The organism is Streptomyces sp. NPDC059456, assembly GCF_042750055.1.
Lineage (GTDB): Bacteria > Actinomycetota > Actinomycetes > Streptomycetales > Streptomycetaceae > Streptomyces.
This window is the reverse complement of sequence record NZ_JBHYVA010000189.1, coordinates 1-12,783: the sequence shown is the minus strand read 5'-3', so window position 1 is coordinate 12,783 and position 12,783 is coordinate 1. Positions and strand designations below refer to the sequence as shown.

General features: G+C 71.5%; 13 protein-coding genes. 3 read left to right on the top strand and 10 right to left on the bottom strand.

All coding sequences use genetic code 11. The features are described from left to right. Positions 1-42: 42 nt before the first annotated feature. The 3 genes from ACFXA3_RS18495 to ACFXA3_RS18485 all read left to right on the top strand — a co-directional run bounded on the left by ACFXA3_RS18495 (position 43) and on the right by ACFXA3_RS18485 (position 2,946). The gene (locus ACFXA3_RS18495; RefSeq protein ID WP_385187982.1) at positions 43-960 is read left to right on the top strand and encodes a TauD/TfdA dioxygenase family protein; all 918 of its coding nucleotides are present in this window, start codon (positions 43-45) and stop codon (positions 958-960) included. Between the two features lie 121 nt (positions 961-1,081). Further along, a complete protein-coding gene (locus ACFXA3_RS18490; RefSeq protein ID WP_385187980.1) occupies positions 1,082-2,371 on the top strand; it encodes an MFS transporter in 1,290 nt (429 codons plus the stop codon). Beyond that, entirely contained in the window at positions 2,368-2,946 is a 579-nt protein-coding gene (locus ACFXA3_RS18485; protein WP_385187978.1) for an RBBP9/YdeN family alpha/beta hydrolase, read from the top strand. Before ACFXA3_RS18490 ends, ACFXA3_RS18485 begins: the two co-directional genes overlap by 4 nt. 154 nt (positions 2,947-3,100) lie before the next feature. Here the strand turns inward: ACFXA3_RS18485 and ACFXA3_RS18480 are convergent, their stop codons facing one another. From ACFXA3_RS18480 to ACFXA3_RS18435, 10 genes are all read right to left on the bottom strand, one after another. Continuing rightward, positions 3,101-4,471, bottom strand: a complete 1,371-nt coding sequence (locus ACFXA3_RS18480; protein ID WP_385187976.1) for a sialidase family protein — start codon at positions 4,469-4,471, stop codon at positions 3,101-3,103. Positions 4,472-4,844: 373 nt separating this feature from the next. Then, a complete protein-coding gene (locus ACFXA3_RS18475; RefSeq protein ID WP_385187974.1) occupies positions 4,845-5,396 on the bottom strand; it encodes an MOSC domain-containing protein in 552 nt (183 codons plus the stop codon). 7 nt (positions 5,397-5,403) lie between these two features. Then, positions 5,404-5,637 carry an acyl carrier protein gene (locus tag ACFXA3_RS18470; RefSeq protein WP_385187972.1) on the bottom strand — a complete coding sequence of 78 codons (234 nt, stop codon included), beginning with the start codon at positions 5,635-5,637 and terminating at the stop codon, positions 5,404-5,406. 2 nt (positions 5,638-5,639) lie between these two features. Next, positions 5,640-6,650 carry an NAD(P)H-dependent flavin oxidoreductase gene (locus ACFXA3_RS18465; protein WP_385187970.1) on the bottom strand — a complete coding sequence of 337 codons (1,011 nt, stop codon included), beginning with the start codon at positions 6,648-6,650 and terminating at the stop codon, positions 5,640-5,642. Continuing rightward, positions 6,647-7,513 (bottom strand): hypothetical protein, encoded by an 867-nt coding sequence (locus ACFXA3_RS18460; protein WP_385187968.1) that lies wholly within the window; start codon positions 7,511-7,513, stop codon positions 6,647-6,649. Before ACFXA3_RS18460 ends, ACFXA3_RS18465 begins: the two co-directional genes overlap by 4 nt. Next, positions 7,500-8,414, bottom strand: a complete 915-nt coding sequence (locus tag ACFXA3_RS18455) for a diiron oxygenase (RefSeq protein WP_385187967.1) — start codon at positions 8,412-8,414, stop codon at positions 7,500-7,502. Before ACFXA3_RS18455 ends, ACFXA3_RS18460 begins: the two co-directional genes overlap by 14 nt. Before the next feature lie 5 nt (positions 8,415-8,419). Then, positions 8,420-9,376, bottom strand: coding sequence for an inositol monophosphatase family protein (locus ACFXA3_RS18450; RefSeq protein ID WP_385187965.1), 957 nt, complete (start codon positions 9,374-9,376; stop codon positions 8,420-8,422). Continuing rightward, positions 9,373-10,731: an aspartate aminotransferase family protein gene (locus tag ACFXA3_RS18445; RefSeq protein ID WP_385187963.1), complete on the bottom strand. Its 1,359-nt coding sequence runs from the start codon at positions 10,729-10,731 to the stop codon at positions 9,373-9,375. Before ACFXA3_RS18445 ends, ACFXA3_RS18450 begins: the two co-directional genes overlap by 4 nt. A 102-nt stretch (positions 10,732-10,833) precedes the next feature. Then, the gene (locus ACFXA3_RS18440) at positions 10,834-11,361 is read right to left on the bottom strand and encodes a hypothetical protein (protein ID WP_385187962.1); all 528 of its coding nucleotides are present in this window, start codon (positions 11,359-11,361) and stop codon (positions 10,834-10,836) included. A 226-nt stretch (positions 11,362-11,587) separates the two neighbouring features. Continuing rightward, positions 11,588-12,589, bottom strand: coding sequence for a phosphotransferase (locus ACFXA3_RS18435; protein ID WP_385187961.1), 1,002 nt, complete (start codon positions 12,587-12,589; stop codon positions 11,588-11,590). Between the last annotated feature and the right edge of the window lie 194 nt (positions 12,590-12,783).

Genomic DNA, 12,783 nt, shown 5'->3' with positions numbered 1-12,783 from the left:
ACCGAGCACAGCCCGCCACACCTCACCCCAGGAGTGAGCACCATGCCCGACACCCTCCGGCCGAAGGGACTCCCTCCGGCCCCGCCGCTTCCCGGCGTGCTCCGCAGCTCCCTCGATGTCGAGCCGCTGACCTGCACCATCGGCGCCGAGGTCGCCGGCGTGAGCCTCGCCGACGCCGCTCGTGACGATGACCTCTTCGCCGAGATCAAGAGTCTGCTGCTGCAGTACAAGGTCCTGTTCCTGCGAGACCAGGACATCACGCGCGCCGACCACATCGCCTTCGCCGCACGCTTCGGCGCGCTGGAGGAACACCCGGTGGCCGGAAGCGACCCGGACCACCCCGGCCTGGTCCGCATCTACAAGGACCTGGACAGCGCGCCCGAGCACTACGAGAACGCGCTGCACACCGATGGCACCTGGCGCGAGAACCCGGCCATGGGAGCCGTACTCCGCTGCGTCGAGTCTCCCCCCGTGGGCGGCGACACGATCTGGGTCAACATGGCCGAGGCCTACCGCCGCCTCCCGGAGCACATCAAGGCGCAGATCCGAGACCTGCGGGCTCGGCACAGCATCGAGGCGACCTTCGGCGCGGTCATGCCCGAGGAACAGCGTCACGCACTCAAGGCCCGGTTCCCGGACGCGGAGCACCCGGTGGTACGCACCCATCCGCAGACCGGCGAACAGATCCTTTTCGTCAACGCCTTCACCACGCACTTCGTCAACTACCACACGCCCGAGAACGTGCGCTTCGGGCAGGACTACGCTCCAGGCGCCGGCCTCCTGCTGAACTACCTGATCAGCCAGGCCGCGGTTCCCGAATACCAGGTCCGCTGGCGCTGGCGGAAGAACAGCGTGGCCATCTGGGACAACCGCTCCACACAGCACTACGCCGTCCAGGACTACTGGCCCGCCGTCCGCAGGATGGAGCGCGCCGGGATCGTCGGCGACAGGCCCGTCTGACCACCCCTCCTTCTCCCCATCCAAGGTTCCCTCTCCATCAAGAGCAGTCGAGGTGATGACAATGGGGTTTCTCACCACTGTGGAACCCGCTCCCGGAAGAACCGCCTCCTCCGAGTGGCCCGTGTCCCGGCAGTACGCCTGGGTGGTCTTTGCGCTGAGTTTCGGACTCCTGCTCTCCGACTACATGTCCCGGCAGGTACTCAACGCCGTCTTTCCGTTGCTGAAGGCCGACTGGCTGCTCTCGGACGCCCGGCTGGGCTCGCTCAGCGGCATCGTGGCGCTGATGGTCGGTCTGCTCACCTTCCCCCTCTCGCTGCTGGCCGACCGATGGGGGAGGGTGAAGTCCCTGGTCCTGGCGGCGACGATGTGGAGCCTGGCGACCCTCGGGTGCGCGGTGGCGGCGAGCTACGGCCAGATGTTCACCGGCCGCCTCCTGGTCGGCGTCGGTGAGGCCGCGTACGGCAGCGTCGGCATCGCCGTAGTCCTCAGCGTCTTCCCGGGCTCCCTGCGGGCGACGCTCTCCGGGGCCTTCATCGCCGGCGGGGCCTTCGGCTCGGTCCTCGGCATGTCCGTCGGTGCTGCCGTGGCCCAGGCGTACGGCTGGCGCTGGGCGTTCGGCGTGATGGGCCTCCTCGGCCTGGTGCTCGCCGGCATCTACGCGATCGTGGTCACCGAGCAGCGGCTGGCACCCGGACCGGACCCGGCCCCGGGCAACGCGGATGCAGAGGGGCGCCGGCTTCGAGCACTCCTCCCGAGGCTGCTCTCCTCCGTCTCGGTGATCAGCGCCTACGTCGGCAGCGGGCTGCAACTGTTCATCGCGGGCGCGCTCATCGCCTGGCTGCCCAGCTACTTCAACCGCTACTACGACATGCCGACCGCGAAGGCCGGCGCGACCGCGGGTCTCTTCGCCCTGGTGATCGGTGTCGGCATGATCGTCGGCGGCGTCGTCTCGGACCGGATCAGCCGTCGCACTCCGATCCGCACCTGGGCCGTCGCCATCGGCTGCAGCGTGGGCTCCCTCGTGCTGCTGACGACCGCGTTCCGCCTGCCTGCCGGCCCGCTGCAACTGCTGGTCCTGGCGATGGGATCCCTGCTCTGCGCCGGAACGGCAGGACCGGGGGCCGCCATGGTGGCGAACCTGACGCCCGCGGCCATCGCCGCGACGGCCTTCGCCACGCTCACGCTGGCCCAGAGCCTGCTCGGGCTGGCCCCCGGCCCCGCGGTCACCGGGATGCTCGCGGACCGGTTCGGTCTGCTCGGCGCGCTCCGGCTCGTCCCGCTCGTGGCGGTCGCGGCCACCGCGGCCTTCCTGATCGGCCGCCGCCGGTACGAGCACGATCTCCGCCGCCTCACCGCCCCCACCGCATCTGCCGAGGCGATGCATCCCAGGAAACCGGAGCCCGCATCATGACGAGGAACGCGGAGCCGACCATCGTGATCGTTCCCGGAATGCGGGAACACGGCGAGGACCACTGGCAGACCGTTCTGGCCAAGCGGCTCGACGATGCGGGTCGCACCGTTCGCACCGTTCCACCCCTCGGGCGTGACCGGCTCGGTCGCGTCGCCCACGTCTCCAACATGGCCGCTGTGATGGAGCAGGTCACCGGACCGGTCGTCATCGTCGCTCACAGCGCGGGCGTCATGACCACGGTGCAGTGGGTCCGGTGGCACGACGCGGACGTCCGGGGTGCACTGCTGGCCACACCCCCTGATTTCGAGACACCGCTGCCGGACGGCTACCCCACTCTCGACGAGCTGGCGACGTACGGCTGGACACCGGTGCCCCGGAAGCCGCTTCCCTTCCCCAGCATCGTCGCGGCCAGTTCGAACGATCCACTCGGGTCCCCGGAGCGCGTCGCCGGACTCGCCCGGGACTGGGAGAGCCGCCTGGTGGGGATCGGTGCCGCCGGACACCTCAACCCCGCCTCCGGGCACGGTCCGTGGCCCGGGGCCGAGGAACTCATCGATGCCCTCGAACAGGGCTGATGCCTACGGCACGAGCCGCCGAGCAGGCCCGTGGCGCTCCCGCGGGGCCGGCTCTGCAGGTGCCTGCTGCGGTCCGAGGCCCGGGAGCTGGGGGTGACGGCGCGCAGGTCCGGGCCTGGTCCGGCACCCCCAGGCTGCCGCGCGGGGCCCGGTCTCAGTCGGCGGCGGAGGCCGGATCGTCGAGTTCGTGCAGCCCTGCCGGGTCCTCGTCGGTCAGCACCTCTCCCGTCGCGGTGACGAAGCGCTGGGCGTGGCCGCGGTGGACGCAGAGGAGTTGGTCGCGAGTGCCGGCCCGGTCCCGGTACACGGCCAGCGCCGGTCCGTACTTGCTGCTGTGGCCCGCCATCTCGGTGTCCGTGCTCCACCCTGCGCCGTCGAAGGCGGACCACCACAGCTGCTGGCGGGCGGGGTCCCGGTGGACGCACATCAGCTTGCCGTCGAAGACGGCGAGGCCGATGTTGCTCCGGGTGCGGTGGCCGGGCAGCGCACCCTCGGAGGTCCAGGTGGTGCCGCGCAGCCTGGTCCAGTGGATCGCTCCGTCCTTGGGGTTGCCGTACAGCAGGTGCAGGTTGCCGTCGTACACGGCGAGCGCCGGGGACCTCGTCGTGGCGCAGCCGGGGACGGGCTCGGGGCGTGTCCAGCTGCGGCCGTCCCGGCTGGTGGTGACCATGATCCGCTGGGCGGCGTCGGCGTAGGCGAGGTGGAGCGCATCGCGGAAGACCGCCAGCGCCGGGCCGTAGACGCTCTCGGCGTCCGGGACCGGACGGTCCGGCGCCCAGGTATCACCGTCGTACGAGGTCAGCGCCATGCCCCAGTCGCCCGAGCCGCCGCGGTGCGCGCAGTACAGCCGGTCCTGGAAAACGGCCAGGGCCGGGCTGCCCAGGGTGTGGTGACCGGGGAACGACTGCTCCTCGGACCAGCTGCCGTCTGCGCGGTGCGCAGTCCAGCACAGGTCGGGGTCGTCTCCCCGGCCCTGGTAGACGCAGTACAGGTCATCGCGGAAGACGGCCAGGGCCGGCGTTTCGGAGGCGTAGCGCGCCGTGAACTGGACATCGGCTCCCCAGCCTTCGCCCGGTTCGAACACGCTGAACCACAGGCCGGTCTCGCGCGGCGGCGCGTTGAGGGCCACGGGAGCGAGGAGGGTGGGAACGGCCCACGGCGAGACCAGCTCGCATCCGGCGCCCCGGGCGGCCGACCCGATCCGTTCGGCGCGTCCGGCCAGCCCCGCGCCGACGGTTTCGGCCAGGGCCTCGGGCAGGGAGCCGGCCAGCACCTCCTCCACCAGGCGGAGGAAGTCACCGTCGGGTCCACTGCTGTTGGGGGGTGCGAGCCGATCGGCAGCGCACTGGTCGAGGCGGAGGGCGAAGCCCCACTCCAGCAGGCGGACGGAGACGGCCGCCCCTGCCGCGGCCAGCTCCGCGCCCGCCCGTTCCGCGCGCTCCACGGCCTTGGATGACGGAGCGTCCCCGCCGAACTCCGGTGCCCTGCCGCTCTGCCGCCCGGGGGCGGCGCCTTCGATCGTCATGCTGTCCTCCTGTCTGCTGGGCCCACGGGCCGGAATGCCACACTCCGAGCGGCGCGCGGCGCGCGGCGAACCGTTCCGATCCGCGGATCGACATGGGCGCTTGCGGCCCGTCACTGGCCATGCACCGTTCTGAGGGCTCTCTCACGCTCCGCCGGGCCGGAACGGTGCGGACAAGCAGCCGTTCGGCCGCCTGCTGTCCGCGAACTTGCCCCTGGGGCGCCGGCCCGCGGGCGAGGGAGGTGAAGGAGCCGGGGCCGGATCCGACCGGGTCCGCGTCGGCTCGGCGGCGCCCGGGACACCGGCGTACGGGGTCCTCGATTCGGTGATGGCGTGCCGGTGTCCGGGCACGTCGTATTGGGCATCCGTGCCGTCCTCAGGGAAGGTCGGACGGAACGGGGAACCTGAGCTGCCGCGCGTCGTGCGGCAGCCGGAGGATCCGGTCGCCCACTCGGATCGTCCCGCCGCGGACCACCTCGGCCCGCAGTCCGCCGCGGTGCAGCAGGCCGCGGATCAGGCCGGGGCGGACCAGCTGTTCGAGGCGGGAGCAGGGTTCGCTGAGTTTGAGGCCGCGCAGGATCACCGTGCCGATCTGGAACTCCTGGTCCACCAGCGGGTTGAGCCGGATCCCGCGGCAGACGAGGTTGCGTCGGCATTCGGCGGGGGTGAGCGTGATGCCGTGTTCGCGGGCCAGGGCGTCGAGCGCCTCGGCCTCGATGAGGGTGACGTCGCAGACCCCGGACGCCCGGCCGGTACCCCGGCGCCGGGGCCTGGGTCCCTCGCCCGCCCAGAAGTTGCGGTCCCCCGCCAGCCCGCGGCCGGTCACTGCGCTGACCTCTGCCACGCGGAAGGTGGGCTCCCCGGTGCGCGCTGCGAGGTGCATGGAGGTGACCCGGCCGGGTCCGTACAGCGGCGGAGCCTGTGCCATGAACGATTCACCCCCTCAGGAAGTGGTCCGTGAGGGACCGAAGGGTGCGGAACTGGTTCACGTCGATCTGGTCGAGCTGCAGTTCCCGGCCGATCAGGTCCTCCAGCAGCAGGACGAACTCCATGAAGCCGAGCGAGTCGATCAGCCGGTTCTCGATCAGGTCGAGGTCCTCCGGGATCTCTTCGACGGTGGGGTTGCGTTCGCGCAGCCAGTCCACGACCGGCTTGATCACGTCGTCCATGGTCACCTCTCCTGGATCCGGTGCAGCTGTCGGGAATCCGTCGATGGCCGGCGCGCGCTCTCGTACTCCCGGCGGACCCGGGCAACGGTGACGGAGGCCGGGTGCAAGGCGTTGACGCGGCTGCAGGACCGGCCGCAGTACATGGCCATCTCCGCGATGCGGCCGGTGGTGGCCTCGCTCGGAGCCGCCGCACCGTAGCGCGGTACCGGGTGCCTGCGGCCGTCCACCCGGGTGGTGGCGATGAAGGTGGCCGGGGCGCGGTCCGAGGTGTTGGTGAGGGCATTGCGGAGGACCCGGTGCGGGCGGTTCGGCCAGCCGATGTCGAAGAGGGAGGTGATGAGGGTGTCGTCGGCCACGGCCTCGACCACCCGGCGTTTGAACTCCGGGTGTGCGGTGGATTCTGCGGCCGGGACGAACAGGGTTCCGGCCATGGCCCCGTCCGCGCCGCGCGCCACGGCCTCCGCGAGGTCCTTCCCGGTGGCGATCCCGCCCGCGACGGCCAGGACCGCGTGCGGGTGACGGGCCCGGACGGCGGCCAGCAGGAGGTCCACGGGCAGTCGGCCGAGCAGGTGGCCGCCGGCTTCGGTGCCCTGGAGGACCAGGACCGCCGCGCCCTGCCCAAGGGCCGTGTCGGCGTCATCGAGGGTGCCTACCTGGACCACCAGTGGGTGTCCGGTTGCCCGCACGGCCTGGGCCGCGTCGGCGTCGGGCAGCCCGAAGGAGGTGACGAAGCCGCCCCGGGGGAGTTCGGGCAGGACGGCCCGGAGCTGGTCCAGACAGCCGGCCGGCCCGGTGACCTCGGGGACCACGTTCACCCCGAACGGGCGGCCGGTGGCGGCCGCCACCTCCCGGACCAGCCGGGCGGCCCGCGCGGGTGCTTCCTTGTACAGCGCGAGTGTCCCGCCCGCTCCGGCCCGGGACACCTCGGCGCACAGGGCGGGGCCGGCGACGGCGCCCATCCCGGCTTGGAGCAGAGGAAGTTCGAGGCCGAGCAGGGCGGTCAGCGGGGTCACGGGAGTTCCCCCGTCTGCCGTACCGCGCGGTGCGCGGCGGTCAGGTCCCCTTCGAAGAGGTCGCCCAGGACGTGCACCCAGCGTTCCAGGCCGAAGGCGACGCAGCCGGTGAAGGCAGGGCGGCCCGCGTGGCTGATGGCGCGACGCTCGCCGAAGAAGTTGCGGTGGTTGTTGGTGGACGCCACGGCGGTGCCGTCGGTGTGCAGGTACTCCTCCTTGACCGGTGCGAGCAGCTGCATGACGGTGCGGGCGCCGTCCTTCTCGAAGAACGGGTCGGTGGCGGGCTGCCGGTCCAGGGTGAGGCCGAGGGCCGCGCCGAAGGCGAGGATCCGCTCCTGGTGCAGGTGAAGGTGGGTCCGTACGGCTTCGGCGGAGCCGACGCACACGATCTCCCGCATGGTGAACCCCCAGAGCCTGCGCAACCCCTCCCGGTGGTCCTCGTTGCGGAAGCACTGCGCGACGGTGGTGATCAGGACGGGTGTGTCGGCGCTGGTACCGGTGAGGTGCAGGAAGCAGCCGTAGCAGGCAGCGGAGGGCAGCATGTGGGTGGCGTCGGCCAGCTCGGCCGCAGGCAGTGCGGTGGTCCCGGGCGGAGCCGCGGCGAGGGCGGCCAGCCGGTCGGGGCGGATCCGGGTGACGGGGCTGCCCAGGTGCGGGAAATTGCGGAAGTAGTCGAGGGAGCGCAGGTCTTCGGCCCGCAGCAGCGGCGGGTAGCTCTGCCGCCGGGCCCCGGCCTCGGTGCCCCAGCGGGTGAACACCGCGTCGAGTGCGTCCCTCAGCAGAACGGCGGGTTCGTCGAGGGTGGCGAGTCCGTCCCGGACCGACCAGGTGGTCCCGGTGGCCGTGGGGTCAGTGACGGGCATCGAACACCCCGATCCGGTGGAGGAAGTCGGTGGTCTTGTGCAGGACCTTGGCGTGGGCGGCCTGCCGGGCGGGGTGGGCCAACAGCCGCCGGCGCAGCGCGAAGCCGTTCGCGAGCCCCGCGTCCCGGTAGACGGCCGGGTTGTAGAAGGACTCCATGCCGGTGGTGATGTAGCGGCCGAGATAGCTGCGCAGTTCGAGCCGGGCCGCCTCGTCCAGGCCGCTGTCGAGGAGCCGCTGCCACAGCAGTTGCACCAGGCGGCGGCCGAAGGCGATGTGCCGGGACTCGTCCTGGTGGTGCAGCCGGTTGATGTGCCGGATGGTCGCGTGCAGCCGGCGGTCGGCCGCCAGCTGGACGTTGTAGTGGTCGACGATCTGCTCGAAGATCAGGATCCGGGCGAAGACGAGGAAGTTCTCGATGTCCGGGTCGCGCGGCGCCTCGGGCAGTTTGATCGACTTGTCGGGGTAGATCTTCTCGGCGTACTTGAGGCAGAAGGTGGCGAAGAACCACATGTGGTCGTTCTCTTCGCCGATGAAGTGATGGAAGAACTCGGAGGGAACCTCGAAGCCCGGCATGTGGATGCGCCGGGTGACCTCGATGAGCAGTTCGCGGATGCCGTGCACGTTGAGGCTGTAGAAGTTGATGCTCTCCCACCGGCTCAGGACCTGGAGCCGGCCGGGGCTCAGTTCGTCCATCACCTCGGTTCCGTGGACGGAGAGCAGTTCGGGGGACATCCAGAGCCCGTCGGCGGGGATCGCGGGCGGCCAGTCGAAGGTGGTGAACGGGTTGTAGTAGTCCGCGGTGGCCTTGTCGGAGAGCCGGTCGAGCAGGACCCTGAACTCGGCGTCGTCGGCCGTGGCGGTGCGGGTCACTCCGGCGGGCGGGGTGTTCCGGGGGTGCATGGGCGTCACTCCTTCCATCGGACGGCCGACAGCAGGGCCCGATGCAGTTCGGGGGTGGATGCGGCCACGCAGGACCGCTGGTTGTCGATGCTCAGGTCGGTCAGGACGGTGTCGCCGAGCGGCTGTCCGTAGCCGTCGGTGATGACCGCCCCGGCCCGCTCGGCGAGGAAGACGGCCGCCGCGATGTCGTACGGGAACAGGTGCAGGACCCGGCCGTTGCCGACGCGTTCGAACTCGGGCAGCAGCGCCGGGTCGTCCCGCAGCAGCCGGTTGCCGATGTCCACGTACGCGTCGAGCTGGCCCGTGAGCAGCCGGGAGATGGACCAGGTGGCGCTGTTGAAGACGAAGACCCCGCCGGTGTTGGCCGAGCGGTCGATGAGGTGGCCGTAGGCCTCGGTCATCAGGCGGGCCGGGTGGCCGTTGAACTCCAGCGACCAGAACATCCGCGCGGGGTCGGTGGTGCGGGTCAGCGCCGGGACGGGGTGGTCGTAGCCGTGCGCTGTGATGCCGGGCGTCGCCAGGTCCCCGTAGAGGTAGGCGCCCGTGCGCAGTTCCATCAGCAGCGCGTGCTCGACGTCGGCGATGCGCGGGCGCTGCGACATACGGGCGACGGCGACCGAGACGGTGGCCGACTCCAGGCCGGCGACGGCAGGCCGGGTGCCGTCGATGGGGTCGACGACCAGCAGGTGGGCCGGGTCCGTGCCGTGGTATTGCAGGCCGCGGTCCTCGGAGTAGACGGCGACGGGCAGGTCGTGACCGACCACGTACTTCCAGACGGCGGCCTCCGCGACCTCGTCGAGGCCGAACTGGGCGTCCCCTCCCGGGGAGTGGCCCCGGACCAGGCGACTGCCGGTCCGATGCCGGGCGGCCAGCACGGCCTCGCGAACGGCACCGGCGAGACCGGTCACGTACTGCCGCACAGCCGCGGCCGCAGGGCGGCTGCTGTGCGCGGTGCCCGTCATGCGGCGGCCTCGGCGGCGAAGAGGGCTTCGAGCCGGTCGCAGAGCAGATCGGCCTCGGCGCGGGTGAGGACCAGCGGCGGGCGGATCTTGATCACGTTGCCCCGGCCATAGCGGGAGGTGCGAAGGATCAGGCCGTGGCCCATCCCGCGCCGGGCCAGGGTTTGGGCGCGTTCGCTGTGCGGGCGGCCCGCGTCGTCGCCGATCTCGATCCCGATCATCAGGCCGAGGCCTCGCACGTCCACGACGGCCGGGTGCAAGGCTGCCAGTGCGCGCAGCCGTTCCATGATGTGGGCGCCGACCTCCCGGACGTTCTCCAGGAAGCCGGGGCGGCCTATCACGTCGAGGGTGGTGGCCGCGGCGGCAGCGGCGAGGACGTTGCCGCCGTAGGTGAAGGAATGGTGGTCGGGGCTGAGCCCGGACATCCGCTCGTCGGCGACGATGGCCGCGATCTGGGCACCGGAGCCGCCGAGGCCCTTTGCGGTGGTCAGGATGTCGGGCCGGACCCCGTAGTGCTCTGCGGCGAACATCCGGCCGACCCGGCCGATGCCGGTCTGGATCTCGTCGAAGACGAGTGCGATGCCCCGTTCGTCACACAAGGTGCGCAGCGCGGGCAGGTAGCCGTCAGGGGGCACGATGTTGCCGCCGCTGCCCGAGACCGGTTCGACGACCACGCAGGCGACGCTGCCGGAACTGGCGTGGTCGAGGAAGTCATTGATGCGTTCGACGCAGAGCATGCCGCAGCTGTCAGGGCCCGCCTGGCGGTAGAAGCAACGCAGGCAGTAGGGGTCTGGAACCTGGAGCACACCGGGCATCAGATGCGGGAACGGGGCCTTGCGGAAGGACTCGCCCGACATGGTCGTCGTCATCATGGTCTGCCCGTGGTGGCTGCGGAACAGGGTGATGACGTCGCGGCGGCCGGTGGCGAGCTGCGCCATCTTGACCGCGCCCTCGTTGGCGGTGGAGCCGCCCGACACCTTGAGGTGAACCTTGGTCAGGTTCGGCGGGGTGACCTCGACCAGCCGCCGGACCAGCTCGTTGACGGGGGCGGTCTGGAAGGTCGAGGTGGTGTGCACCAGCCGTTCGGCCTGGTCGCGCATGGCCTTGACCACTTCGGGGTGCCCGTAGCCGAGGCTCAGGTTGAAGGTGCCGGACGCGCAGTCCAGGTACTCGTTGCCGTCGGTGTCGTACAGGTGGACGCCTTCGCCGTGGTCCATCTCGTACGCGCTCACCGGGTAGTACAGGTGGTTCTGCGCGTAGCTCAGGGCATCGGCGCGGACGTCGCTCCGGGCACCGATTCGCGTGTTGCTCCGGGCATCGCTCTGCGTATCGCATTGGGCGCGCATGAGATCAGCCATGTGTCTCCTGTCGACTTCCGTCCCGCGTCACGGTGGACGGCGGATATCGATATTTCCGGGCAGCTGACCAGAAGGTTCCCTACCGGATTCGGTGGCCGGATTTCACACGTCCAGAACGAAGGTGAATGCGGCGTCCCACCCGTCGGACGTCTCCCGCACATCCATCAGGCATTCTGGCCGGAAATATTTGTCAAGATGGTTCCGGCGTTCCCCGGGGAAATACAGCATCGTGGTCAGTACGGTCCCGCCGGGCGGCTGCACCTTCACGTGCACGTGCCGCGTCCGCCCCGGGTACACGGCGGGCAGCACCGTCTCCAGCCGCCACCGTCCCTCGGCGTCGGCGAACTGGTGGCCACGCAGCCGAAAACCGTCGTCGTCGTATACCCCGGTGTCCCCGACCTGCCAGAAGTCGAGCAGGGTGCCGCCGATCGGCTTGCCCTCGGGGGTGCGCACGGCGCCGTGCAGCAGCATCGGAACGCCTCCTGCCACATCGCCCCGGAAGCTGGTCCTGCAGGGGGTGTCGGGCTTGTAGTACGGCCCTTCGCGCAGGGCGGGCGTGGGCGGCGTCCCGTTGCAGCGAACGGTCGGCGTGAGCGTCTTCAGGTCATTTCCCGGACTTCCGTTCTCCACGGCGGAATTCTCCCTTGGTCGAGGATCTTCGCTTCCGTCCAGGGAGACTAACCGGCATTCCGGATGTTGAGAAGAAGGCCCTGTGCCACCTCTTCGCCATTTATTGGACGCCCATTGCCAGGGCTTCCCTGATCCGCACGGACAGCAGTTGTTTTCTGGGAAAAGAGCGGTGCACGGGCCGGATGGGACAGCAAGCAATAGGTGGCGCGCGCTCGTCCGTCCGCACTCAGTGCCGGTCGGCGGCGGACCGGCACAGCGCGGCGCGGGCGCGGGCGAAGTAGGCCGGGTCGGGCGGTGCGGTGAGGATGTCGGCGAGCGCGAAGAGGTCCAGTGTCCGGCTGAGCCGCAGCCAGTCCACGGGCAGCCGGCCGTTCCCGCCCCGGAAGCCCTCGACGAAGCCCGCGGTGAAGGCCGGCGGGTACTCGTGGGCGAAGCGCAGCATGTTCCCGACGTCGAAGAGCGGGGAGCCGCTGAAGGCGAGTTCCCAGTCGAGCACGGCGGCCACCGCCCACTGCCCGCCGCGCCGTTGGACCAGGACGTTCTTCGGGTTGAAATCACAGTGCACCAGGCTGCGTTGACCCGCGACGGCGGCGAGTGCATGGGGCCCCCGGCGGGCCAGGGCGCGCAGTGCGGCCGCATCCGTCCCGCTCAGCGGCCCGTCCGCAGCCGAGGCCGCCAGACAGCGGTCGACGAAGCCGGGCAGGTCGCGCAGAGGGGCCGCGCCGTCCGGGGCCGGGACCAGCGAAGAGTCTCCGAAGGCGCCCGGGCGGGGCAGCCTGACCCGGCCGATTCGCGCAAGCACGGCGCCGACGGCCCGGCCCAGGGCCCGCGCTTCGCTGCTCACCGGGCCGTCCGCGAGCACCTGGCTGAGGGGGGTCCCGTCCACGAACCGGTAGAGCAGGGTGGGGCGACCGGTGGCCCGGCCGTGCGGATCGGCCGCGACCACCGTGGTCACGGGGACGGTACCGGCCGCCGCCCGGCCGAGGACGGCGACCTCCACCGCACAGGTGTTGCGTGGGACCCGACTGCCGCTGGGCCGGTAGCGGCGCAGCACGTAGCGCTCCGCCCCCGGTGCGTCGGCCGGCTGGGCCGTGAGCAGGGCCATGTCGTTGGTGAACCCGCCGGGCAGCGGGTCCACCTCGTGCAGCCGGGCCCCGGGCAGGGCGTGCCGGGTCAGCCAGGCGCGGGTGGCCGGGTCGAGGAGACCCACCGGATCGGGGCGCGTCACACCGGCCAGCCTGCCCGTCCCGGGGCCGCCCTCATGCCGCCGGTCCCCCCGATGGCCCAGGGACGGACCCCGGCCGCTGCCGCGCGGCGGCGGGCCGCCCCGCCCCCCCGGCCCGCTCCCCCCCCCGGGCCGGGGGGGGGCCGCCCCCCCGCCGGGTGGGGGCCGGGGCGGCCGCCGACGGTGTTCCACCGGGG